Consider the following 22,474-nt stretch of genomic DNA (forward strand, 5'->3'; position numbering starts at 1 on the left):
GGCCCGGCGCGCCATCTAGGGCCGATGTCGCAAACCCGCTCCCTCACGCCCGGCGAGGCCGAACTCGCCCACAGCGTGTTCGGCACGGCGCTCGATCCCGCCCGCGCCGGCGTCGCCAACCGCAAATGGGCGTTCTTCCAGCCGCGGAACACCACGATGGCGCCGCTCGGCACGATCCATTTCAACCCCGCCTCGGGCCTCTACCGCGACGATTTCAGCCAGGCCCCGCTCGCGCTGCAGGGGCTGTTCGTCCACGAGCTCGTCCATGTCTGGCAGCACCAGTCGGGCATGTTCCTGCCGCTCCAGCGCCACCCCTTTTGCCGCTATGCCTACGCCCTCGAGCCCGGCCGGCCGTTCGCGCGCTACGGCATCGAGCAGCAGGCCGAGATCGTCCGCCACGCCTTCCTGCTGCGGCGCGGCGCCGAGGTTCCCGGCGCCGCGCCGCTTGGCGACTATGCGGCGCTGCTGCCCTTCTAGGGCACGGACCTAGTCCTCGGGCGCCTTTTGCGTGTGTGGCGGCGGCGGGGCCGGGCGCGACGGCGGCGGGGCACTGCGCGCTGGCGGGGCGCTCCGCGGCGGCGGCGTATAGCTCGGGCGCGATGGCGGTGCCGACACCGTTGGAGGCGGGCTAGCGCGCGGCGCAGGCGCGGGCTGCGCGCTCGGCGCCGGGGTATAGCTGGGCCGCGGGCGGAATTGCGGTCGCGGCGTCTCGCCACCCGAAGGCGCGGACGGGCGCTGCCACCCCCCTTCGGGCCGCGGGCGCGGCGCCGGCGGGCGCTCGACCGCGACCGGCGGTGCGGCGCTCACCACCGGCGGTGCAGGTGCTGCGACCGGCGGGGTCGGCATCGGCCGCTGCCAGCCGCTGCCATCGGGCCGAGTGCGCGGCGGACGCGCATCGGGCCGCGGCGCCGTTGGCTCCGAAGCGCCAGCATCGGGGATCGTCGCCGGCGCCGGCATCGTCCGCGGGCGGCCGCGGCGCCAGTCGGGCGAGCCGTCGGGGCGCGTCACCACCGGGGGCGTTGGCATCGGCATGCCGGGCGCGGCGCCAGGCCAACCCGGACGCGGCCCGCTTCCCGGCCCACCGGGTCGCGGCGGGTTGGTCCCCGGTCCGCCCGGCCGCCCGGGCTGGCCCGGCCGCCCGCCCGGCTGGTGCGACCAGCCCGAGCCCGGCTGCGGCGGGCGCCCGGCCCCGGGCCTGCCCGGCTGGCCGGGCCGCGTCGGCGCATGGAAATGCCCCAGCGGCGGCCCCTGGAAGCCGCCCGCGCGCCAGTGCTGGAACTGCTCGGAGAGCCCGCGGCGGCGGCGCTGCTCCGCCTCGAAGCGGCGGCGCCAGGCGGCCGCGTCGCTGCGCCGGTGGTAGCTCGCCCAGCCCGGATAGCGGCTGCGCCCCTCGTCCCAGATCTGGAGGAAGCCGAAGAGATAGGGGCTCGCATCGATCCAGGCATCGGCATCGACCGGGCGATAGTCGCGCGGGTTCATCGCCGCGCGCAGCGCCTCGCCGCGCGCGAACAGGTCGCCTGCCGAATCGTCATAATCGCCGAACTCGGCGCGCGGCGCGGCCTCGCCGTCCGCATCATAGACCATCACCAGCCGGCCGCGCTGATAGGCGAAGCTGTTGCCCGGCTCGACCGCGAGGAACGGCCCGTCCTCGCCCGGCGCGAAATAATAGCTGCGGATCCCGCCCTCGCCGGCATCCTCGACGATAATGGTATAGCCATCGGCGGTCTGCCAGGCCCAGGGCTCCTGCCCCTCGAAGGCAAAGGCGAGGTCGGGCGGCGCATCGCCGATCGCGTCCCACAGCGCATCGGCCTGGTCGATCCACTGATAGTCGCCGTCCGCCTGCTGCTGCATCGCCTGGCCGATCGCCGCCACCGGCGCCGCGCCCGCCGCACCCGGCACCACCACCAAAGCCGCGCCCGCCAGCGCCGCCAGCCTGATCATCCTCTCGAACCGCATGGCCTCTCTCCCACTGTGCCGCCAGCTTCCGCCTCCGCCGCTGAACGGCAAGTGAAATGACGGTGCAGCATTGCGAAAGGAAAGTCGCGCCGGCCAAGATGGTCCGCCGCGCACCCTAGGGAGGCGCGCGGCGGACGACCGGCGCGGCCCGCCGGATCGAGGAGCGGGCCGTGCCGGCCCTTCGCCGATGGGAGCGAAGGGGGATAGACGAGGCTATTTCGAAGCGGCGGGCACCGGCTTGTAGCTGTCGGCAAGCGTGCACTTGTCCGGCACCAGCGTGCCTGCCGCCCATAGGGCGAAGATGCCGACCGCCATCATCGCGAGCCATACCGGCGCGGTAGCAAGCGCGACGACGAGCTCACGCAGGGCATCGGCCAAGTCCTTGATCGGCAACCCCGTGATCGCCCCATCGACCAACCTGCTGCCGTCGGTCCGGGTGACGGGTGTTTTCCACCGCTTATAGGCCTCGATCAGGGCATAGACCGCCGCGGCGACAAATGCAGCTATGAGGAAGATCCGACCCCAATGTGCGAACCCAGCCGCGGTCGCGAGATAATCACCGCAAAATTCCCCGAAGGGCGTAATTTTCTCTGCCATATTCGTCCTCCCAATCTTGCTTACGCGCCAGCCGAAGCCGCTCTTCCGTCCGGAAGCGTCGATTCACCCGTGGCCCAGGCTCAGCCCGTCGCCCTTCATCCGAGAGTTCGTTGCCAAAGATCAGTTGAAGAACAGCGAGAAGGGCACGCCCACGAAGGCGCCGAACTTCACGTCTTCTTCGCGGCCGCCCGAAGCCCGCCTCGTGTTCTCGTAAGTGATGCGGATGCCGCCCCGGAGCTTCCCGACGCCGTCTCCAACCAGATAGATCGGCAAGTCGGCGGCGAAATCCTTGTTCTCGAAGTCCAGGCTCAATAGCGGCGCCAGCCCGAACCTCGTCGACTTGCCGCTGGGGCCAAATGCTTGCCGCAACTCCACCGAAAGGACGCTACGCGTCTTGCGTTTCGGCGGCCCGCCGGCGGCGGTGATGCAACGCGTCTGCGTCGCATTGACCGCCTGGCATAGCATGATCTCGTCATCGGCCTTGTCACTCCGCCCATAGGTGAATGACGTCGCCAGCGAAGTCCTGCCTGAAGCAAACAATTCGCCATACAGGGCAGTCAGGGTAAAGCCGAAACGCGAGACGTCTTTTGTCGCGAAGGCCGCCTGATCGAGATACGTGAAATCGGTCTGGGTCGCCCTGCCCTTGATGCCGAAGAATTCGATTCCACCAGGCAACCCGGAGTTGAGAAACCGGCGCAATCCGGCGCGATTATATTCGTGCACGAACATTGATGCGCCGGTCTTGTACTTCGACGGATCGCACAGGGTCGCCAGATCGGCAGCGCCTGTATGCTCGGCGCGGCAATTATCGACCGCTTTCTGTACGGGCGCATAGTCGAGGTCCTGCGGTGCGAACCGCCCCGAATAATGCGTGAAGCCCAGTTCGATGCTGGTTCCTCCGGTCAGACCGCTCGCAAAGTCACCAAAGCTCGTCGCGCCATTCTTGGCGAGGTCGGTCGTACCCGTCAGGGTCAGCGCAGTATGCGAAAGGCCATTCCCGCCGAACGGGTTGCTCAGGTCGAACGACAAGGAGACACTTGCCTGCTTCTTGTCGTCGGTCGCCACCAGCGCGAATTCAGGCTGCACTGCGGGCGCGTGGTTGCCATAGCCCGGGCCGTCGGCAGTCCGATCCGCGACGATCATGTCGAAGGTCGCCTGGCGGGCGTTATCCCCGGCCAGTTCACCGGTGGGGGTAAGAAGCGAGCTGTCATTTTCCTCGGGCGGCGGCGCTTGCTGCGCCAGCGCGGTGGCCGGCGTGAGGGCTGCCAGGACAAGGGCGAAGCGCTTGGACACGTTCTCCTCCCGTTTCAAAGCGTGATGTCGAAAAAGTCGATCGCCCGCGTCTCGCCGGGCGGGATCGTCGACTTTTCGCGGCTCTGGATCACCGTGCCGTCGCGCAGCAGCTCTACCTTCATGCTGCCGCCCTCGTCGCCACGCATGCCCCAGATGAGGCGACCGGGCTCGCCCGGCCGCACTTGGAAGGCGCCGGAACCGTTGTTCATGATTATCGGCAGCACCGGGTTCTCGGACGACACTCGGTCAGCGTCATAAGCGAAGGAATAGGCCTTGATACGGTCCTTGTCCGATACCTTGACCTTCAGCTCGATAGTGTCCGGCATGGCGGTTCTCCTTAGTGATACCGCAGAACTAACCCTTTCGACGCCGAGCACGCGTGACGGCCATCACGCCCCCGCAACAACCGCTCCCCTTGCCCCGCGCCCGCGCCGCACCCACATCGCGTCTCGCGCGTTGACCTGCCTCACGCGCTTCCTATACTAAGAACAAATCTGGAACGGTTGGTCCCCGCATGCTTACTCACATCTCCGTCCGTGGCGCCCGCGAGCACAATCTGAAGGGAGTCGATGTCGACATCCCGCGCGACACGCTGACGGTGATCACCGGCCTGTCGGGCAGCGGCAAATCCTCGCTCGCCTTCGACACCATCTATGCCGAGGGCCAGCGCCGCTATGTCGAGTCGCTCTCGGCCTATGCCCGCCAGTTCCTCGAGCTGATGCAGAAGCCCGATGTCGATCATATCGAGGGCCTGTCGCCCGCCATCTCGATCGAGCAGAAGACGACCTCGCGCAATCCGCGCTCGACGGTCGCCACCGTCACCGAGATCTATGATTACATGCGCCTGCTCTGGGCGCGCGTCGGCGTGCCTTACTCGCCCGTCACCGGCCTGCCGATCAGCGCGCAGACCGTCAGCCAGATGGTCGACCGCGTCCTCGCGCTGCCCGAGGGCACCCGCCTGCTCCTCCTCGCCCCCGTCGTCCGCGGCCGCAAGGGCGAGTACAGGAAGGAGCTCGCCGAGTGGCAGCGCGCCGGCTTCCAGCGCGTCCGCATCGACGGCGAGACCTATCTGATCGAGGAAGCCCCGGCGCTCGACAAGAAGTACAAGCACGACATCGAAGTGGTGGTCGATCGCCTCGTCGTGTCGGACAGCATCGGCACCCGCCTGGCGGAAAGCTTCGAGACCGCGCTCAAGCTCGCCGAGGGGCTGGCCTATGTCGACCTGGTCGACACCACGGTCGCCGAGCTCGCCGGCAACCGCGTCGCCGAGGCGCGCAGCGAGTTCAACGTCACCGGCGGCGCGATGAAGGGCACCGGCATTCCGGACAACCGCATCGTCTTCTCCGAGAAGTTCGCCTGCCCGGTCTCCGGCTTCACCATCCCCGAGATCGAGCCCCGCCTGTTCTCGTTCAACGCGCCCCAGGGCGCCTGCCCGGCCTGTGACGGCCTGGGCGAGAAGCTGGTGTTCGACGAGGACCTGGTCGTCCCCAACCACGACCTGACGATCAAGAAGGGCGCGATCGTGCCCTGGGCCAAGTCCAACCCGCCCTCGCCCTATTACATGCAGGTGCTCGGCTCGCTCGCCCGCGAGTTCGGCTTCAGCCTCGACACGCCGTGGCGCGACCTGCCCGGTGAGGTCCAGCTGGTCATCCTCCACGGCACCGGCGGCAAGCCGGTCACCCTCACCTTTGTCGACGGCCGCAAGTCGTACGACGTGAAGAAGCCGTTCGAGGGCGTGATCGGCAACCTCAACCGCCGCATGCTGCAGACCGAGTCCGCCTGGATGCGCGAGGAGCTGAGCAAGTATCAGGCCGCACATCCCTGCGAGGTCTGCCACGGCGCCCGCCTCAAGCCCGAGGCGCTAGCCGTCAAGATCGCCGGCGAGGACATCAGCCACGCCACCCGCCTCTCGGTGGTCGATGCGCTCGCCTGGTTCGAGAAGCTCCCCGCCACGCTCACCGACCAGCAGCGGGAGATCGCCCGCGCGATCCTCAAGGAGATCGACGAGCGGCTCGGCTTCCTCAACAATGTCGGCCTCGACTATCTCAACCTCAACCGCACCTCGGGCACGCTCTCGGGCGGCGAGAGCCAGCGCATCCGCCTCGCCAGCCAGATAGGATCAGGACTCTCAGGTGTCCTCTACGTGCTCGACGAGCCGAGCATCGGCCTCCACCAGCGCGACAACGACATGCTGCTCGCCACGCTCCGCCGCCTGCGCGATCTCGGCAACACCGTCATCGTCGTCGAGCATGACGAGGATGCGATCCGCAGCGCCGACTATATCCTCGACATGGGCCCCGGCGCCGGCGTCCATGGCGGCGACGTCGTCGCGCGCGGCACGCTCGACGAGATCCTCAACACCACCGGCAGCGTCACCGCCGATTATCTCAACGGCACCCGTGAGGTCCCGCTGCCGGCCAAGCGCCGCAAGGGCACCGGCAAGAAGCTGACGGTCGAGAACGCCACCGCCAACAACCTGCGCGGCGTCACCGCGTCGATCCCGCTCGGCACCTTCACCTGCATCACCGGCGTCTCGGGCTCGGGCAAGTCGAGCTTCACGATCGACACGCTCTACGCCGCCGCCGCGCGCCAGCTCAACGGCGCCCGCGTCCTCGCCGGCAAGCACGACAAGATCACCGGCCTGCAATATCTCGACAAGGTGATCGACATCGACCAGTCGCCGATCGGCCGCACCCCGCGCTCGAACCCGGCCACGTATACCGGCGCCTTCACCTCCATCCGCGACTGGTTCGCCGGCCTGCCCGAGGCGCAGGCGCGCGGCTACAAGCCCGGCCGCTTCAGCTTCAACGTCAAGGGCGGCCGCTGCGAGGCCTGCCAGGGCGACGGCGTGCTCAAGATCGAGATGCACTTCCTCCCCGACGTCTATGTCACCTGCGACGTCTGCCACGGCGCGCGCTACAATCGCGAAACCCTCGAAGTGAAGTTCAAGGGCAAGAGCATCGCCGACGTGCTCGACATGACCGTCGAGGACGCGGTCGAGTTCTTCAAGGCCGTCCCGCCGATCCGCGACAAGATGGCGATGCTGGCCGAAGTCGGCCTGGGCTACGTCAAGGTCGGCCAGCAGGCGACCACCCTCAGCGGCGGCGAGGCCCAGCGCGTCAAGCTCGCCAAGGAACTCGCCCGCCGCGCCACCGGCAACACGCTCTACATCCTCGACGAGCCCACCACCGGCCTGCATTTCGAGGACGTCCGCAAGCTGCTCGAAGTGCTCCACGCGCTGGTCGAGCAGGGCAACACCGTGGTGGTGATCGAGCACAATCTCGACGTCATCAAGACCGCGGACTGGATCCTGGACCTGGGCCCCGAAGGCGGCGTCAAGGGCGGCGAGATCGTCGCCCAGGGCACGCCGGAGCAGGTGGTGAAGGAGCCGCGGAGCTTCACGGGGAAGTATCTGGCGCCGTTGCTGGGGAAGGGGAAGGTTCGGGAGACGGTGGCGGCGGAGTGAGTCCATTCTCCCTCTCCCCGCTCGCTCGCGGGGAGAGGGGCGTGACGGAACGGGCCGCGGAAGCCCCGCCCCGGATTCGCTCAAATCTCCCATGACGCCCCGCCCCTTCTGCTGCCAAGCCCCGCCTCCACTGCGCCGGGCGAGCGCAGCGTGACCAACTCACAAGACCCATCGCGTTTCGGCGGCCCACTCGATACCCGCAACCACCTCGCCGAACTGCGTCAATGACCCGTTGCCGGGAACGAGTCGCTACCGATCGAGCTGAGCGAGAAGGAAGCGCTCGAAGCCGAAATGGCGGCGAACGACTGAAGCTCCGCTTTCGCGTGGCGGGCGGAACCGGCTTGCCGCGCTGATCTGAAGTATACCGCTGGTGTATATCTTCGCGGCTTTGCGAGGGATCAAGCTGACCAGTCCTATGTCCTTTTCCGCGCGCTTGTAAATCTGCCGCCACTCACCTTTGCCCGGACCAGCTGGCGCCGCCAGAAAATCACACTTGACGTCAAACATCCGACCCGCGGGAGGACCAAGCGGATCATGGCGGGGCCGGTGGGGCCGGTGGGGCCGGTGGGGCCGGTGGGGCCGGTGGGGTCGGTGGGGCCGAGCCCGATCTCGACGTTCGTACAGGTAATGGTGGTCAGGCCGCTCTTGTAAGCCAGACTATTCCACAATATTATACAATTATGCTATGTACCGAAGCCATATTTTCTAAGCAGGGCTGCATGATCTTCGTCATCCCCTACGTCCATTTCACCAAGCTTCTTCAACCACTTATTCAAATTATTTACATCTCCTACCCTTTCATAACTTAGACACAAATTATATATATAAGCAGGCTCTTCTTTATTATACTTTATGGCCAATAGCGTGTACTCTATCGATTTAGACTCGTCTTTTCCCGCATAGATAATACCCAACTGATTATATATAAAAGAAATTACGCCGCCACTGCCATCCATATCCATGATCTTTACAACAAGATCGTTCAAATACGTAACAGCCTTGTCCTCCGTACCCAATTCTTCGAAATACTTTTTCACGCCGCCAATGGACATCATCAAGGTTTTTGTCGACACCTCGTCGAATGCCCCCTTGGCAATTTCCTCCGAAACGAGGTCGCTCAACAACAGGTAGGCTCTTTCCTGACCCGCAGAAGCGAGAACCAGCAACAAGCTTGCATATTCGGGCGTGTCTTTGCCCTTCAGCCGCTGTGCGGCGGAAAAGGCCCGATCAAGGTTTCCTTCGCGGATCGCCTTCATGAACACAGCAGAAGGCGGAAGCATATAGTCCTCTAGACTTCTTCCTCCGCCCGCGGCATTGGCCTGCCGCCCGCCACCACCTTCAACGAGAAGGTTAACCTTTCTCTCAATTCTCTCGATACTCTGGGACATCGCGGCCAGCGACTCACCTGGATTGCCTATCGTAAAGCCCGCATCGATAATAAGTTGAATAAAGCCCTGAAGTTCCTTTACCGATCGAAGCGCTTCCCGCGGCGAATCAAGGTCATAAATTATTGTCCTTATTCCTGCGACATCGAAGGGAAGCGCGCCTTCATGCCCCTTCGCAACAAGTTGAATGAACGGCTTGCCAGTCTCATGTCGTCGCCCACATTCGTAGAAGACATTGGGATTGCTATCCGTCAGGTCGATAAGACAGAGATCCGATTCCTGGACCAGCCTGATGATATCGCCGGTGATTGCGGTAGCTTGCTGTATTTTGTCAGCTCGAATTACGTCGAACGAGAACATCTGCAAGGCGGGCTCGGCCAGCAACTCAAGAAAATCATTCGCTCTTGCGCGTATCTCGCTGCCGTCAGCGCCAATCGGAGATATCACAAAGCAGGTTCGCTTTACAGCCATAAGTACCTCCCGGACGATAACACAAGAATAGGCTCCCTGAGAGGTGTCGCTGACACAAGGCAAAGCTGCGCCGAACCGGAGGGATTGGAACAAACCATAAACAAATCGCTGTCCTACAACCCCCATTCCAGCATATCTGAACGGTCCTCCCCCGACTCCAGACGAGAGGACCAGACCGATGGCACTGCAATTCCCCCCGATCCCCGCCGGCATCCCGCTCAATGACGGCCACCTCCCCGACACGCCCTTCCACGAATATGCCACCACCCCGTCGCAGCGCATCGCCGGCTGGTCGGGGGAGAAGCAGGCCACCTTCCTCCAGGCGCTTGCCGAGGGGCTGACCGTCGACCAGGCCTGCCGGCTGGTCGGGCTGTCCAAGCAGTCGGCCTATGCCTTCCGCCTCTCGGCCAAGGGCGTGCAGTTCAAGATCGGCTGGCAGGCGGCGGTGCTCCAGTCGCGCGACACGCTGGCGGACATGCTGATGGAGCGTGCCTATCACGGCACGGTCGAGACGATCACCCGCGCCGACGGCAGCGAAGTCGAGCGGCACCGGCACGACAATCGCCTCGGCATGGCGATGCTCGCCCGGCTCGATCGCATGGCCGATCGTGCGGCGCGCGAGACCACCCATGCCGCCGCGCGCCTCGCCGCGCAGGATTTCGCCGGCTATGTCGAGCTGATCGCGCAGGAGGCAGGCCCTGCGCGCGCCGGGCTGCTGCTCGCCCAGTCAATCGCGCCTGCCAGCGAGGACGACCTCGCCCCGCTGCGCGCCCTCGCCCGCGCCGATACCTGGCTGCGCACCCACACCGATCTCGCCGAGCCGCTCGCCGATCTCGATCCCGCCGCCCGCGCGACCTGGTCGGGCGCCGACTGGAACCGGGCCGAGGCCGCCGGGCTGGTCGCGCTCGCCCCGCCCGCGCCCGCGCCCGCGCAGACGAGTCAAGAGATTCAAGATTTTGCCGGCGCCCCCGGGCTCGACGACCAGGTCTGGTGGGATCACCAGGCCGATTGCTGGCGCACCAGCTTCCCGCCGCCCGAGGATTTCATCGGCTATGAGGCCGGTGACTATGGCGACGACGATTATGAGCGCGCGCTGGCGCCCGAGGAGGAGGAAGTGGTCGAGCTGCCCTATCGCGCCGAGATCGCCATCCGCCGCATCGAGGAGGGCGCGGCGCGCGATCGCTGGTTCGCCGCGCAGGCCGCGTTCGCATCGCCCGCATCGCCCGACGCGCCGTCCGCCGGCGAAGCACTCGCGGAGGAATCCGCAGAAAAGGCGGCGCCCGATGAACGGCACCCCTTGTAATGGCGAGACCGGGGCCCCATCTCTCATCTGCTACAGTCGCACATCGACGGTTTTCGGCGCTTTGCGGCCCCTTACTTCCTTCTTTCTGCCCCTTGCAGCGCGAGGTCCGTCCATTCTGGGCGCACCGACAACAGAAGGAATATTCCCATGAACTACACCGGCACCGTCAAGTTCTTCGACGCCACCAAGGGCTTCGGCTTCATCACGCCCGACGGCGGCAACCAGGACCATTTCGTCCATATCTCTGCCGTCGAGCGCTCGGGCCTCGGCTCGCTCGATCAGAACCAGCGCGTGAACTACGAGCTGGAGAACGACAAGCGCGGCCGTCCCTCGGCGTCGAACCTCTCGCCCGCCGAATAAGCGGCGCCGCTGCGGCGGCACCCCGGGCGGCCTTCGGGCCGCCCACCTTTCCCGCACATCAGGAAGAACAGACTTGGCCAATCAACCCGACTATCGGGCCCAGGCGGCAAAGTGCCGCGCCGATGCCGATGCCTCCACGCTGGACAATGTCCGCGACCGCAATCTGCGGGCCGAGGCGGCTTGGCTCGACATGGCGATCCGCCAGGAACGGGCGGCCACGTCCCGCGTTGCCCGCGAGGCGGTCTCCGCTTCCCATTTGCAACCCCAACAGGAAACTACATGAACTTTTTCGACAATATCCACGAAACGCAGATTACCCGCGGCAACCAGCAGCCTTTCAAGGCTTTCGTGCCGCCACATCGTCGCCTCTTCCCGCTCGTAGCCAGCGATCAGCGCGCAATTGCCCGCGCCGCGGCACTCGAAGTGCTCGGCTAGGCGGCCAGAACCCCGGGGCAGGTATCTTGCCCCACCCCCATTTCTATCGCGGCACGCGGATCCAGCAGGAATCCCGGTCGCAGCGCATCGGGTCCTCGGCCGGCGATGCCCGGCCCGTTCCCGGTGGCGATGCCGGCGCGGTGAGTGCCGAGAGGCTCAGCACGCTGAGATTCACGGCGATCGCCCACAGTGCAACGGTCAGCGCCCGGGTCTGCTTGTCGCTCATTTCCTGCTCCTCGGATGATGTGGCGACCCCGAGGTTCCCCGCCGCCAGCCTATCCCAGGCCGTGGCGGCGCGCCGAGCCCCAAATGGCAGCGGCGCCGCAAATGGCGGCGGTCCGGTGCGGCTCCGGAACAGTCGGCGGTGGCTGTGGGTTCAGCGGGAAAGCCCTCGAACCGCACAGGAATTTGCCATGGCAACCCGCAAGACCCCCGCCACGCCGTCCAAGTCCGCCACCCCCGCCAAGCGGACCCGCGCCGCTGCGTCGGGCACCCGCAAGACCGCGGCCAAGACTGGGGCCAAGCCCTCTGCAAAGTCGGTCGCCACCAAGCCCGCTACCAAAGCTCCCGCCCGCCGCGCCGCTGCCAAGCCCGCCGTCGCCCAGCCGGCAGCGCGGGGCATCGGTCCGGTCTCGGTCGGCGCGCTGCTCGCCGCCGCCGGTGCCGCGGCCTATGGGCTCTACCGGTTCGTCACCCGCCGCCCGGCGGAAGGCACCGTGCCCACCGACCTGCTCGGCGACAGCCATCCGGACGGTTCGGAGCGCGCCCCCGACGCCTTCCGCCCCGATCCCACCGCCGCGGTGCCGGCAGCGGAGCGCGAGCAGTTCCGCCCGGCGCTGGCCCAGCTCGGCAACAGCGTTTCGTGATGCTGGCGAAACCTTTCCCCGGCCCTGTGCATTCCCCCGGTCAGAGTGGGTTCACGGAGAGAAAACCATGCGTATCCTGATTCTTGGCCTGGCCGCGGCCACGTCGCTCGCCGGCTGCACCGACTATAACAGCGGCCCGCGCAGCTATGGCTATTCGAGCTACGACTATAACCGCCCCGATCCGTCCTACGGCGGCTATTATGCCGATCGCTATTATCGTGAGGGCGGCAACTACCGCGAGCATCAGCTGAGCCGGAACGACCGGGTCTATCGTGGCCAGGACGGCCGTTACTATTGCCGCCGCTCGGATGGCACCACCGGCCTGGTGGTCGGCGCTGCGGCGGGCGGCGTGCTCGGCGCGGTGATCGCGCCGGGCGGCTCGGAACTGCTCGGCGCGCTGATCGGCGCGGCGGCGGGCGGCGCCGTCGGCAACTCGGTCGACAAGGGCGAGATGCGCTGCCGCTAACCCGAAAGGGCACCTTCCGGCCGGGCCCCGGGTCCCCTAGATCAGGGGCCCGGCCATGAAGGGAGACAGGACATGACGACCCGTAACGCCACCGCCCGCTACGAAGGCTTCGGCAAGGAAGGCAAGGGGCACATCACCACCCAGTCGGGCGTGCTCACAGACCAGTTCTACGGCTTCAACACCCGTTTCGCCGATGAGCCGGGCACCAACCCCGAGGAACTGATCGCCGCCGCCCATGCCGGCTGCTTCACCATGGCGATGAGCTTCGCTTTGGCCCGTGCCGGGTTCAGCGACGGCACGCTGGAGACCAGCGCGGCGGTCAAGCTCGAGCAGGACGGCGACGGCTTCAGCATCACCCGCTCGGACCTGACGTTGAAGGCCAGCGTCCCCGGCCTGGCCCAGGAGCAGTTTGAGGCGCTCGCCGAGGGCGCCCACGCCAATTGCCCGGTCTCCAAGCTGCTCAAGGCCGAGAGCAAGCTCGACGCGACCTTGGTCTGACGCGGATCGCCGACCGGCGCTTGCAATGTTGGATTTAACCTGATTGGTTAAATCTGTGGCACATGTCGAGCCAATATCCCAACTGCTCCCCGGCGAAAGACGGGGCCTAGTTGCGACGTCTTTCGAGAGGTGGAACGCCTTTGCCAATGCGCCGATACTGTTCCCCGGCTCTCGCCAGGGAACAGATGGGCCGCGCAGCAATCGCACGGCCGCCGCGCCGGGCGCTCCGTTCCGCCCAAACGCAAAAGGGGCCCGGCATTGCTGCCAGGCCCCGTGTCGCCGGACTGCTGCCGTGGATCCGGACGGACCTTCGGCATGGTTTCGGCGGCTCCTCGGCCCGCGCCGGCAAGGGCATGCGAGCTTCGGGTCGGTCGTCGAGGCTGGCCGTTGTCCGCTCATCCCGAAGGAGAGCTGCGGTTACCAGCCTCGGCGGCCCGCTTCGTCACGCCGGCCGGGGGCCGGAATTCGGAAGCCTTGCTGGATGCTTTTCACCGGGCGATCCCCTCCACGCTTTTCGCAACCGCTTGCGCGGCACTTCCGGCTGGCCGATCCTCCTGGCGGGTCGTTCCTCCGTTCCCGAAGCCGGCGCTTGCGCACCCTTTCCGCGAACCAGGTCCGTCCATCGTCCCAGCCGTCTCGACAGGGGGCTGCACTTGCGTGCTACCGTCGGTTTCAGCTGCGGACTGCGCTTGCGCACCATCCCCGGCTTCCACGTCGGGCTGCGCTTGCGCGCCGCCTCTTGCCTTCCACTTCGCGCAACACTTGCGTGCTGCCCTCCGCTTCGCTTCACAACGTCGCTTGCGCGCCGTGCGCCGCTTCCGGCCGATCCGAACCCTGGCGTCCTCGTTGCTGCCGCTGTGCTTGCGCACCGCCTTGGCCTCGCGACTTTCCGGGGCTTCGCATCCCCGAACCGTTCCCGAATGCGGTTTCCCGAAGGCACCAACACCGTTTCCGGCCCGTGTAAGTTTCTGATTTCGCTTTGGTTTCCCGCCGCTGCACCGTCCTGCTTACAGATATGATGGTGTCATCGAACCCGAGTCGCGCAAAGTGCGAAATAGGCCTGCAGACCTGTGAAGACTGTGGATAACGTGGAGAACTAGGTAATATTCTTGCTTGGAGACCAGTTTTGAGGCGCCAATTCGAACCCGGCAAACTCGAAGCCCGGAACGACGATGCAGCTCACCAGCGCCCATCCGTGCGGCGCGTCGGTCGCCTGCCAGCGATTCGCCGGGACCAGGCACTGGGGCGCATAGCCTTGGGTCACGTCGCCGCCAAGCCGGATAGTTGCGGGATCCGCATCTTCGGCATCGGCGATGTGGAGCTCGAGCGGGCTGCCGGCGTGCCACAGCCAGAGTTCGTCGGCATCGACCCGGTGCCAGCGCGAGCGCTGGCCCTGCTCGAGCAGGAAATGGATCGCCGTGCCCCGGGCGCGCCCGTCCACGCCCGGCGCGGCCCGCCAGGTCTCGCGGTACCAGCCGCCTTCGGGATGCGGGGTGAGGCCCAGCTGCGCGATGATCGCCTTCGCTTCGTCCATGCTGGTCCCTTGCCTTGTTGTTTCAGGTTCATGCAACTTGCCCGTCACACGGAACGTTACGTGTCCGGTTTGCCCAAAAGTGCATCAGGAGTGAGACATGCGTAAATTGATTCTGGCGCTCGGCGCGCTCGCCGTCGCCGTGCCGGCCGCGAGCGTGGTTCCGGTTGCCGCCAATGCCGCCGCGGTCGCCAAGGCTGGCATCGGCAGCGAGTTCGCCCCGGCGCAGCGCTACCGCAAGCGCTATGCCTATCGCGAGTGGCGCGGCCGCGACGGCCGCAACTATTGCCGCAAGCCCGACGGCACCACCGGCCTGGTGGTCGGCGGCGTCGCCGGCGCGCTGGTCGGCCGCTCGATCGACACGCGCGGTGACCGTACCGTCGGCACGCTGCTCGGCGCCGCCGCAGGCGCCGTCGCCGGCCGCGAGATCGAGCGCAGCGGCAAGAAGAGCTGCCGCTAACCGGTCTGCAGGAGAGGATGGCGGCGCGCCCGGTCAACGAGCCGGGCGCGCCGCCTTCGTAAGGCACGCCGGACATTAACCCTTGCCCGTTATAGCAGCGCGCATGCTCCGCGTGCTCATCCTCTCGACGCTGTTCCCAGATGCGTCGCGCCCCAATTTCGGCATCTTCGTCGAGCGCCAGACGCGCTCGCTGGTCGAGCGGGGGGATGTCGAGGTCCGCATCGTCGCGCCGCGCGGCCTGCCGCCCGGCCCGCTTGCCCGCCTGCCCCGCTACGCCGCCCTTGCCGCGCTGCCGGAGCGCGAGGACTGGCACGGCCTCACCGTCCACCGGCCGCGCTTCGTCAACCTTCCCGGCACCGGCGGGCGCTTCCATGCCCGAGCCATGGTCGCGGCGCTCACCCCGCTGCTCGCCGAGATCCGCAAGGACTTCGCCTTCGACGTGATCTCCGCCGAGTTCTTCTTCCCCGACGGCCCCGCCGCCGTGGCGCTCGGCAGGCGCTTCGGCGTGCCGGTGTCGATCAAGGCGCGGGGGTCCGACATCCACGACTGGGGCCGCCGCCCCGCCACCTCCGCCCAGGTCATCGCCGCCGGCCAGGCCGCGAACGGCGTGCTCGCGGTCAGCGAGGCGATGCGCCAGGACATGATCACCATGGGCATTCCCGGCGACAAGATCGAGACGATCACCACTGGCGTCGACCTCACCCGCTTCGCCCCGCGCGACCGCGCCGCCGCCAAGGCCGCGCTCGGCGTGGCCGGCCCGCTGATCGTCTCGCTCGGCGCGCTGATCCCGCTCAAGGGGCATGACATCGTCATCGACGCCGTCGCCACGCTCCCCGGCGTGCAGCTGTGGATTGCCGGCGAGGGCGGCGACCGCAAACGGCTTGAGGCGCAGATCGCCCGGCTGGGGCTGGGCGACCGCGTGAAACTGCTCGGCTCGGTTCCGCCCGACCGCGTCGCCGCCGCGCTCGCCGCCGCCGATGCGATGGCGCTCGCCTCGGAGCGCGAGGGCCTCGCCAATGCCTGGCTCGAAGCGCTGGCGAGCGGCACCCCCGTGGTCATCCCCGATGTCGGCGGCGCCCGCCAGGTGGTCACCGCTCCCGCCGCCGGCCGGATCGTCGCGCGCACCCCCGCCGCCTTTGCCGCGGCGCTGGGCGAGATCATCAGCGATGCGCCTGCCGCGGCGGCCGCCCGCGCCGTCGCCGAGCCCTTCACCTGGGCCGCGAACAGCGCCAGCCTCCAAGGCTTCCTCTCCCGCCTCGTCCGTCCCTGAGGGAGCAACCGAGGGAACCGCCGCGCCTCGCCCGCTGTTTGTGTCCGGGGCGTGACGGAGAGAACGACGATGGAACCCTTTCGCAATCTGCCGGAGCCGCCCGCCGATGCGCCGCCTGTGGTCTATTACATCCTGCCGCAGGAAGAGGCCCCGATCGGCCCCGGCGACCTCGAGATCGAATTCGAGTTCGATCCTGAATCGGATGATGACGACGAATGATCCATTTCCGCGTTGACTAGCCCGCGTCGCTCCCTGACATTCGTGACAGTGCAGTTACTATGGGCGGAGACGAGCTGATGGCGGGCAAGAAGGACAAGAAGGCCGCGGAGACCAAGCCGGACAAGACCGGCTTTCTTCCCAAGACCATCGCCGGGATGAAATTGCCCAAGCAGCTGCGCAAGCAGCTCGATGCGCTGGCCAAGCATCCGGTGGTGAACGACCTGCTCGCCGCCGGTCTCGTTGCGCTCGCCGCCCGGCTAAAGCCCGAGGCCAAGGCGGAAGCCGCCGCAGAGCCTGCTCTCGCTCCCGCACCCGCCGCCACTCCGGCTGCCACAGCCGCCAAGCCGGTGGTGAAGCGCGTGCGCAAGCCGGCCGCCGCCGCCGCAAAGCCCGCCGCCAAGGCGCCCGAGAAGACCGAGGCGAAACCCGCCGCGGCCAAGGCGCCCGCCAAGGCTGCTCCGGCAAAGGCGAGCAAGCCGGTCGCTGCCAAGGCCGAAGCGCCCAAGGCACCCACCGCGAAGCCCGCGGCAAAGGCGCCCGCCAAGCCCAAGGCGCCCGCCGCCGCCAAGGCCGCAGCCACGCCGTCCGCCGCCAAGGAAGCCCCCGCGCCCGCTCCCAAGCCGCGCAAGCCCGCCGCGGCCAAGGCACCCGCCGCCAAGCCGCGCGCCACCACGCGCCGCGCCAAGCCGACGACGCCCAAGACGACGCGCTGACCTTCTGCTAGGCGCAGCGCCGAATCAAAGGGGGCAGTTGAATGAAGCCGAAGCAGCCGCACGCCGACGCACCGGCGCACGGGCTCGAGCGCATGGCGTTCTTCTCGGACGCGGTGTTCGCGATCGCGATCACGCTGCTGGTGATCGAGATCCATGTGCCCGAAGTCGCGGCGCCTTATACCGACATGGCGTTCCTCGAGGGACTGAACGAACGCATCCCCAATTTCATCGGCTTCTTCGTCTCGTTCTTCGCGATCGGCGCCTTCTGGGCGAGCCACCACCGCGCATTCGACTGCGCGCGCCACTGGAGCACGAAGCTCTACCTGCCCAACCTGCTGCTGCTCTGCGCGATCGCGGCGATGCCCTTCTTCACGGCCTTTTCCGCCGAGCATTTCGGCTACCGCGTGCCCACCGCCTTCTACTGCGGCTGGATGGTGGTGATCTCGATCTGCAACATCCGGATCCAGCGCATCCTCACCAGCCCACCGGTGGTGGGCGAGCATGTCTCCGAGGAGCATCGTCGGATGATCCGCCAGCGCGGGCAGTCGGCGCTGCTCGGTTCGCTCACCGCATTCGTGACCAGCCTGTTCCTGCCCTTCCTCGGCCAGGTGATGCTGATCACGATCCCGCTATGGCGCCTGGTGTTGGTCCGCCTCGCCCGCGCGCCGAAACAGGCCTAGCGCTTCGCCCAGGCGGCATATTGCCGCGCGGTCAGGTCGACCAGGTCGCCCTGCGCCAGGTTCATGTCGATCAGGTGCAGCCCCCAGTCCTTGAGGATCACATTGCCCACCTTCACGTCGCCCGCGATCGTGTCGGTGCGCGGATCGGCGGGATCGGCATTCACGGTGACCGCGAGATAGTTGAACCCGTCCTGCTTGACGCACTGCGCCGACAGTAGCCCCGGCACGCTGACGAACGGCGTGGTCACCGGCGCGCCGCCCTTGCTCCAGGCGTCGCCGGGGGATTCGACCAGCATGTTGCCGCCGGCGTTGAGATAGGCGTGCGTATCCGCCTTGCCCCCGCCCAGCGCCGCCGGGTTGGTGCATCCTGCCTCGGTGCCGGGCCGGTCGCCCTGGGCGAAGCGGCTCGCCTTGGTCGGCGGGCTGTCGGCACGGAAGCTGGCATAGGTGACGACGCAGCCGGCCTGGTCGGCGCTGCGGCACAGCGGGATCGTCGGGAACACGCCGCCGACATCCTTGCCGATGGGCACGGGCACGGAGCTGCCGATCAGCATCGCCGAGATCAGCTGCTTCTGGGCAGGCTTGCCGTCGATCGCCGTCGCAACCAGGCGGGTGAGCACCAGCGAGCCCTGGCTGTGCCCGACCAGCACCACGCCGCGGCCCTTGTTGTCGTGCGCAAGATAGTCGTCCCACGCCGCCTTCACGTCGTTGAACGCCATTTCGCGATCTACCGGCACGGCGGCGCCGCCCATGATCCCGCGCAGCGCGGTGAGCGTCACCTGGCGATAGACCGGCGCGAACACCCGGCAGTTCTTCGCGAAGCGCGCGATCTGGAACTGGGCTACGCGCTTTTCTTCCGGCCCGGGCACCATGTCGCTGTTGGGCGTCTTGTCGAGCGAGATGGTCGGGTAGACGTAGAAGCAGTCGAACTTGGGGTCGCTCGCCGCCTTGAAGGGCTCGACCAGTTGCTTGCCGTCCGCCGCGACCAGCGTGGCCGAGAGGTCCGCCGCACACGCATCCGCGCGGCCGGGGCGGCAGAGCCAGTTGTCGGGGTTGCGATAGTCCGGCGTGTCCTGCGCGGCCATCGCCAGCGCGAGCGCGAGAATCATCATGCGAGCCTCTCCCTTTGGAGAGGAGCTTAACTGCGGCTGGCGATCAGTCCAGCGGGTAGAGCGCGCCGGCGATCCAGCGCAGCTCGGCGCGCAACACGCCCCAGGCGCGGGCGGCGGCGCGGCTGTCCATCGCCTCCACGCCGATGCCCCTGGCGCCCAGCGCCTCGACCAGCGCGCGCGGCGGGCGCACCAGCGTCGCGCCGGTGCCGAGCAGCAGGAATTCGGCGCGCGGATCGAGCGCCAGCAGGGGCGCCAAGTCAGCCTCGGCCAGCTCGGCGATCGGCGGCGGCGACCAGCCATCGGCGCGCTCGGGGGTGATCAGCAGCCCCTCGTACACGCCCTCGTCGACGCGGAACCCGCGTCCGGAGAAGCCGGAGATCACCGGCCCCTCTGCACTGGCGCGCTTCACTTCCATTACGAGCGCCCCTGCGCCTGCACGTCAGAGCCCTTCGCGCGGGCCCACGCGCTCGGCGCCGCTCGCCGCGTTCGGCTTCTCCTCCCGCGGGCCCGGCTTCAGGCCCAGCGAGATCAACAGAGACGACGAGACGTAGATCGACGAATAGGTGCCGACGACGATGCCGAGCATCATCGCCGCGGTGAAGCCGCGCAGCACCTCGCCGCCGAAGAGCAGCAGCGATGCGAGCGCGAGCATGATCGTCAGCGAGGTCATCACGGTGCGCGGCAGCGTCTCGTTCACCGAGAGGTCGATCAGCTCGCTCATGCCCATCTTGCGATATTTGCGCATGTTCTCGCGGATACGGTCGTCGATCACCATCTTGTCGTTGATCGAATAGCCGATGATCGTCAGCACCGCCGCGACGATGTTGAGGTCGAACACGAGCTGCGTCAGCGCGAAGAAGCCGAGCGCCATCAGCACGTCGTGGATGATCGCCACCGCGGTAGACACGCCGAACTGCCACTCGTAGCGGAACCAGCTGAAGATCGCGATGCCGATGATCGCGAGCACCACCGCCAGCACGCCGTTGCGCACCAGCTCGCCCGAGACCTTGCCCGAGACGGTGGAGTAGTTGGTGAACTGCGCGTTGAACTTGGTCTTCAGCGCGGCCTTCACCGCCTCGACCATGGTATTGGTCGCCGCCGGATCGCTCGAAGGCGGCACCGGCAGGCGGATGGTCACGGTGTTCTTGTCGCCGAGCTGCTGCAGCGCCGCTTCGCCATAGCCGAGATGGTTGACTGTCGCGCGGACCTGGTCGAGCGGCGGCGGCGAGGGGAATTTCTCCTCGATCGAGACGCCGCCGACAAAGTCGACGCCCATGTTGAGGCCGTGCAGGCCGACCAGCGCGACGGCGCCGATCGTCAGCAGCATCGTGATCGCGAAGGCGATGTGGCGGACACGCACGAACCCGATGTTCGTGTTGTCCGGGATGATCTTGAGGAGCCGCATGCGCGTCGCTTCCGTTAAATGTGGATTTCGGTCGGCCGATTACGGCGCAACCAGATGGAGACGAGCATGCGGGTGAACACCACCGCGGTGAACACCGAGGTAGCGATGCCGATGATCAGCACGACCGCGAAGCCGCGCACCGGGCCGGAGCCCAGGATCATCATGATCACGCCGGCGATCGCGTGCGTCACGTTCGCCTCGAAGATCGTGCGGCTGGCTTCCTTGTAGCCCAGCTCGATCGACTGGGTCACGCTGCGCCCGCGCCGCCGCTCTTCGCGGATGCGTTCGTTGATCAGCACGTTGGCGTCCACCGCGGTGCCGATCGTCAGCACGAAGCCGGCGATGCCGGGCAGCGTCAGCGTCGCATTGAGCAGGCCCATCACCGCCAGGATCACCAGCACGTTGATGATCACCGCCAGCGTCGCATAGATGCCGAAGCGGCCATAGGTGAGGATCATGAAGGCGATCACTGCCACGACCGCGATGATCGACGCCGTGATGCCGGCGCGGATCGAATCGGCGCCGAGCTCCGGGCTCACCGTCGATTCCTGCACCACCTTCAGGTCCACCGGCAGCTTGCCCGATCGCAGCGCGATCGCGAGCTGGTTGGCGCTGTCGACGGTGAAGCCGCCATTGATCACGGCGCTGCCGCCGAGGATCGGCTCGTTGATGTTCGGCGCGGAGATGACCACGCCGTCGATGATGATCGCAAACGGCTTGCCGGTATTTTCCTGCGTCACCTTGGCGAAGCGCTTGGCGCCCGCACCGTTGAGCTGCAGCGTCACGCCGGGCGCGCCGCTCTGCTGGTCATAGCTCTGCTTGGCATCGACCAGCATGCCGCCGTCGATCATCACCTGGCGCTGCACGGCGACCTTGCCGCCGGCCTGATAGGGCATGATCACATCGCCGGCCGGCGCTTCGCCGCGCTGCACCGCGTTCGGATCGGCGCCGGTATCGACCAGGCGGAACTCTAGCTTGGCGGTCTTGCCGACCAGGTCCTTCAGCGCCTTCGGGTCCTGCAGGCCGGGGACCTGCACGACGATGCGATTGGTGCCTTCGCGGATGACGGTGGGCTCGACCGTGCCGAGCGCGTTGATGCGCGTCTCGATGACCTGGCGGGCATCGCCCATCGCGGTGTCGATCGCCTCGTTGAGGCCGGCCTCGGTCGGCGTCAGCACGAACTGCGAGGAATTGACCACGGCGACGTCCCACTGGCGCTGGCCGGTGGTGCCGACGCCCGAGCCGGTGATCGCCAGCAGCTTCTCGCGCGCCGCGTCCACCTTGGACGGGTCGCGGACCATGAAGCTGACCTTGCCGCCCTGGATCGAGATATCGCCGATATCGACCTTCGGGTCCTTGCGCATCTCGACTTTGACCTGCTCCTGCATCTGCGTGAGCTTGGCCTGGCGCACATCATCCGTGTTCGCCTCGAACAGCAGGAAGCTGCCGCCGGCCAGGTCGAGGCCGAGGTTGATCGCGGGCTTGGGCACCCAGCTCGGCCAATGGTCGCGCGCGCTCTTGGGGAAGAAGCTCGGCACCGACAGCGCGATCATGATCGCGATGCCGACGAGGATCGTCGTGATCCTCCAGCGGGGAAAGTCGAGCATCAGTCGTTCGCAGGCTTGGCGCCGCCGGCGGGCGCGACGCTGGTGAGCGTGGCCTTGATCGCGCGGACCTTGACGTTCGGCGCGAGCTCGAGCTCGACTTCGTTCTCGTCGACCTTGGTCACCTTGCCGATCAGGCCGCCGCCGGTGACGACCTGGTCGCCCTTCTTCACGGCGTTGATCGCGCCCTGGAGGTCCTTCATCCGCTTCTGCTGCGGGCGGATCATCAGGAAGTAGAACGCCACGAAAATGAGGACGAGCGGCGCAAGGCCAAGGACGCCGCCCATCGGGCTGGCCTGTGCCGCTGCGCCTGCGGCCTGTGCATGTGCTGGGGTGATGAGCATGGTGTCCTGGGATTGGCTGGTGGTCGGCGCGGAATCCGCA

27 protein-coding genes are annotated in these 22,474 nt (G+C 67.1%); 14 read left to right on the top strand and 13 right to left on the bottom strand.

The window, feature by feature from the left end; translation table 11 throughout:
• Positions 1 to 24 precede the first annotated feature (24 nt).
• The gene (locus ABLE38_RS20715; RefSeq protein ID WP_348976152.1) at positions 25 to 477 is read left to right on the top strand and encodes a vgr related protein; all 453 of its coding nucleotides are present in this window, start codon (positions 25 to 27) and stop codon (positions 475 to 477) included.
• Between the two features lie 9 nt (positions 478 to 486).
• Here the strand turns inward: ABLE38_RS20715 and ABLE38_RS20720 are convergent, their stop codons facing one another.
• The 4 genes from ABLE38_RS20720 to ABLE38_RS20735 all read right to left on the bottom strand — a co-directional run bounded on the left by ABLE38_RS20720 (position 487) and on the right by ABLE38_RS20735 (position 4,172).
• Complete coding sequence (locus ABLE38_RS20720) at positions 487 to 1,956, bottom strand: hypothetical protein (protein WP_348976153.1); 1,470 nt, start codon at positions 1,954 to 1,956, stop codon at positions 487 to 489.
• Between the two features lie 213 nt (positions 1,957 to 2,169).
• A complete protein-coding gene (locus tag ABLE38_RS20725; protein ID WP_348976154.1) occupies positions 2,170 to 2,553 on the bottom strand; it encodes a hypothetical protein in 384 nt (127 codons plus the stop codon).
• Between the two features lie 120 nt (positions 2,554 to 2,673).
• Positions 2,674 to 3,846 (bottom strand): hypothetical protein, encoded by a 1,173-nt coding sequence (locus tag ABLE38_RS20730; protein WP_348976155.1) that lies wholly within the window; start codon positions 3,844 to 3,846, stop codon positions 2,674 to 2,676.
• A 14-nt stretch (positions 3,847 to 3,860) separates the two neighbouring features.
• A complete protein-coding gene (locus ABLE38_RS20735) occupies positions 3,861 to 4,172 on the bottom strand; it encodes a hypothetical protein (RefSeq protein ID WP_348976156.1) in 312 nt (103 codons plus the stop codon).
• 188 nt (positions 4,173 to 4,360) lie between these two features.
• Here ABLE38_RS20735 and uvrA point away from each other — a divergent pair, with 188 nt between their 5' ends.
• Complete coding sequence (uvrA, locus tag ABLE38_RS20740; protein ID WP_348976157.1) at positions 4,361 to 7,312, top strand: excinuclease ABC subunit UvrA; 2,952 nt, start codon at positions 4,361 to 4,363, stop codon at positions 7,310 to 7,312.
• Between the two features lie 249 nt (positions 7,313 to 7,561).
• Here the strand turns inward: uvrA and ABLE38_RS20745 are convergent, their stop codons facing one another.
• Positions 7,562 to 7,819 (bottom strand): hypothetical protein, encoded by a 258-nt coding sequence (locus ABLE38_RS20745; protein ID WP_348976158.1) that lies wholly within the window; start codon positions 7,817 to 7,819, stop codon positions 7,562 to 7,564.
• Between the two features lie 176 nt (positions 7,820 to 7,995).
• Positions 7,996 to 9,168 carry a hypothetical protein gene (locus ABLE38_RS20750; RefSeq protein ID WP_348976159.1) on the bottom strand — a complete coding sequence of 391 codons (1,173 nt, stop codon included), beginning with the start codon at positions 9,166 to 9,168 and terminating at the stop codon, positions 7,996 to 7,998.
• 178 nt (positions 9,169 to 9,346) lie between these two features.
• Between ABLE38_RS20750 and ABLE38_RS20755 the strand changes: the two genes are divergently transcribed.
• The 4 genes from ABLE38_RS20755 (at position 9,347) to ABLE38_RS20770 (ending at position 11,266) form a co-directional block, all read left to right on the top strand.
• Entirely contained in the window at positions 9,347 to 10,471 is a 1,125-nt protein-coding gene (locus ABLE38_RS20755) for a hypothetical protein (protein ID WP_348976160.1), read from the top strand.
• A 147-nt stretch (positions 10,472 to 10,618) separates the two neighbouring features.
• Positions 10,619 to 10,831 carry a cold-shock protein gene (locus ABLE38_RS20760; protein WP_348976161.1) on the top strand — a complete coding sequence of 71 codons (213 nt, stop codon included), beginning with the start codon at positions 10,619 to 10,621 and terminating at the stop codon, positions 10,829 to 10,831.
• Positions 10,832 to 10,904: 73 nt separating this feature from the next.
• On the top strand, positions 10,905 to 11,114 hold the full coding sequence (locus ABLE38_RS20765) for a hypothetical protein (protein ID WP_348976162.1): 210 nt from the start codon (positions 10,905 to 10,907) through the stop codon (positions 11,112 to 11,114).
• Complete coding sequence (locus ABLE38_RS20770) at positions 11,111 to 11,266, top strand: hypothetical protein (RefSeq protein WP_348976163.1); 156 nt, start codon at positions 11,111 to 11,113, stop codon at positions 11,264 to 11,266. The genes ABLE38_RS20765 and ABLE38_RS20770 overlap by 4 nt, the downstream gene beginning before the upstream one ends.
• 43 nt (positions 11,267 to 11,309) lie before the next feature.
• On the opposite strand, the gene ABLE38_RS20775 is transcribed toward ABLE38_RS20770, so the two are convergent.
• Complete coding sequence (locus tag ABLE38_RS20775) at positions 11,310 to 11,492, bottom strand: hypothetical protein (RefSeq protein ID WP_348976164.1); 183 nt, start codon at positions 11,490 to 11,492, stop codon at positions 11,310 to 11,312.
• A 187-nt stretch (positions 11,493 to 11,679) separates the two neighbouring features.
• Between ABLE38_RS20775 and ABLE38_RS20780 the strand changes: the two genes are divergently transcribed.
• The 3 genes from ABLE38_RS20780 to ABLE38_RS20790 all read left to right on the top strand — a co-directional run bounded on the left by ABLE38_RS20780 (position 11,680) and on the right by ABLE38_RS20790 (position 13,096).
• Positions 11,680 to 12,132, top strand: coding sequence for a hypothetical protein (locus ABLE38_RS20780; RefSeq protein ID WP_348976165.1), 453 nt, complete (start codon positions 11,680 to 11,682; stop codon positions 12,130 to 12,132).
• A gap of 67 nt (positions 12,133 to 12,199) precedes the next feature.
• On the top strand, positions 12,200 to 12,598 hold the full coding sequence (locus tag ABLE38_RS20785; protein ID WP_348976166.1) for a glycine zipper 2TM domain-containing protein: 399 nt from the start codon (positions 12,200 to 12,202) through the stop codon (positions 12,596 to 12,598).
• Between the two features lie 72 nt (positions 12,599 to 12,670).
• Positions 12,671 to 13,096 carry an OsmC family protein gene (locus ABLE38_RS20790; protein ID WP_348976167.1) on the top strand — a complete coding sequence of 142 codons (426 nt, stop codon included), beginning with the start codon at positions 12,671 to 12,673 and terminating at the stop codon, positions 13,094 to 13,096.
• Positions 13,097 to 14,192: 1,096 nt separating this feature from the next.
• Here the strand turns inward: ABLE38_RS20790 and ABLE38_RS20795 are convergent.
• Positions 14,193 to 14,630 carry a cupin domain-containing protein gene (locus ABLE38_RS20795; RefSeq protein ID WP_348976168.1) on the bottom strand — a complete coding sequence of 146 codons (438 nt, stop codon included), beginning with the start codon at positions 14,628 to 14,630 and terminating at the stop codon, positions 14,193 to 14,195.
• A gap of 97 nt (positions 14,631 to 14,727) precedes the next feature.
• Here ABLE38_RS20795 and ABLE38_RS20800 point away from each other — a divergent pair, with 97 nt between their 5' ends.
• From ABLE38_RS20800 to ABLE38_RS20820, 5 genes are all read left to right on the top strand, one after another.
• On the top strand, positions 14,728 to 15,087 hold the full coding sequence (locus ABLE38_RS20800) for a glycine zipper 2TM domain-containing protein (RefSeq protein WP_348976169.1): 360 nt from the start codon (positions 14,728 to 14,730) through the stop codon (positions 15,085 to 15,087).
• Positions 15,088 to 15,190: 103 nt separating this feature from the next.
• Complete coding sequence (locus ABLE38_RS20805) at positions 15,191 to 16,357, top strand: glycosyltransferase (RefSeq protein ID WP_348976170.1); 1,167 nt, start codon at positions 15,191 to 15,193, stop codon at positions 16,355 to 16,357.
• A gap of 69 nt (positions 16,358 to 16,426) precedes the next feature.
• Positions 16,427 to 16,576, top strand: coding sequence for a hypothetical protein (locus tag ABLE38_RS20810; protein WP_348976171.1), 150 nt, complete (start codon positions 16,427 to 16,429; stop codon positions 16,574 to 16,576).
• Positions 16,577 to 16,653: 77 nt separating this feature from the next.
• Complete coding sequence (locus tag ABLE38_RS20815; protein WP_348976172.1) at positions 16,654 to 17,289, top strand: hypothetical protein; 636 nt, start codon at positions 16,654 to 16,656, stop codon at positions 17,287 to 17,289.
• Between the two features lie 41 nt (positions 17,290 to 17,330).
• The gene (locus ABLE38_RS20820; protein WP_348976173.1) at positions 17,331 to 17,969 is read left to right on the top strand and encodes a TMEM175 family protein; all 639 of its coding nucleotides are present in this window, start codon (positions 17,331 to 17,333) and stop codon (positions 17,967 to 17,969) included.
• On the opposite strand, the gene ABLE38_RS20825 is transcribed toward ABLE38_RS20820, so the two are convergent.
• From ABLE38_RS20825 to yajC, 5 genes are read right to left on the bottom strand one after another with little or no spacing between them, the layout of a single operon-like run.
• Positions 17,966 to 19,081: a DUF3089 domain-containing protein gene (locus tag ABLE38_RS20825; RefSeq protein WP_348976174.1), complete on the bottom strand. Its 1,116-nt coding sequence runs from the start codon at positions 19,079 to 19,081 to the stop codon at positions 17,966 to 17,968. The two genes, ABLE38_RS20820 and ABLE38_RS20825, sit on opposite strands and share 4 nt — an antisense overlap.
• A gap of 43 nt (positions 19,082 to 19,124) precedes the next feature.
• Positions 19,125 to 19,496, bottom strand: a complete 372-nt coding sequence (locus ABLE38_RS20830) for an MTH938/NDUFAF3 family protein (protein WP_348976175.1) — start codon at positions 19,494 to 19,496, stop codon at positions 19,125 to 19,127.
• 24 nt (positions 19,497 to 19,520) lie between these two features.
• On the bottom strand, positions 19,521 to 20,486 hold the full coding sequence (secF, locus tag ABLE38_RS20835) for a protein translocase subunit SecF (protein WP_348976176.1): 966 nt from the start codon (positions 20,484 to 20,486) through the stop codon (positions 19,521 to 19,523).
• Positions 20,487 to 20,500: 14 nt separating this feature from the next.
• On the bottom strand, positions 20,501 to 22,093 hold the full coding sequence (secD, locus tag ABLE38_RS20840) for a protein translocase subunit SecD (protein ID WP_348976177.1): 1,593 nt from the start codon (positions 22,091 to 22,093) through the stop codon (positions 20,501 to 20,503).
• Positions 22,093 to 22,434 (bottom strand): preprotein translocase subunit YajC, encoded by a 342-nt coding sequence (gene yajC, locus ABLE38_RS20845; protein WP_348976248.1) that lies wholly within the window; start codon positions 22,432 to 22,434, stop codon positions 22,093 to 22,095. The genes secD and yajC overlap by 1 nt, the downstream gene beginning before the upstream one ends.
• Positions 22,435 to 22,474: the final 40 nt, after the last annotated feature.

It is taken from the genome of Sphingomonas sp. KR3-1 (assembly GCF_040049295.1).
Lineage (GTDB): Bacteria > Pseudomonadota > Alphaproteobacteria > Sphingomonadales > Sphingomonadaceae > Sphingomonas.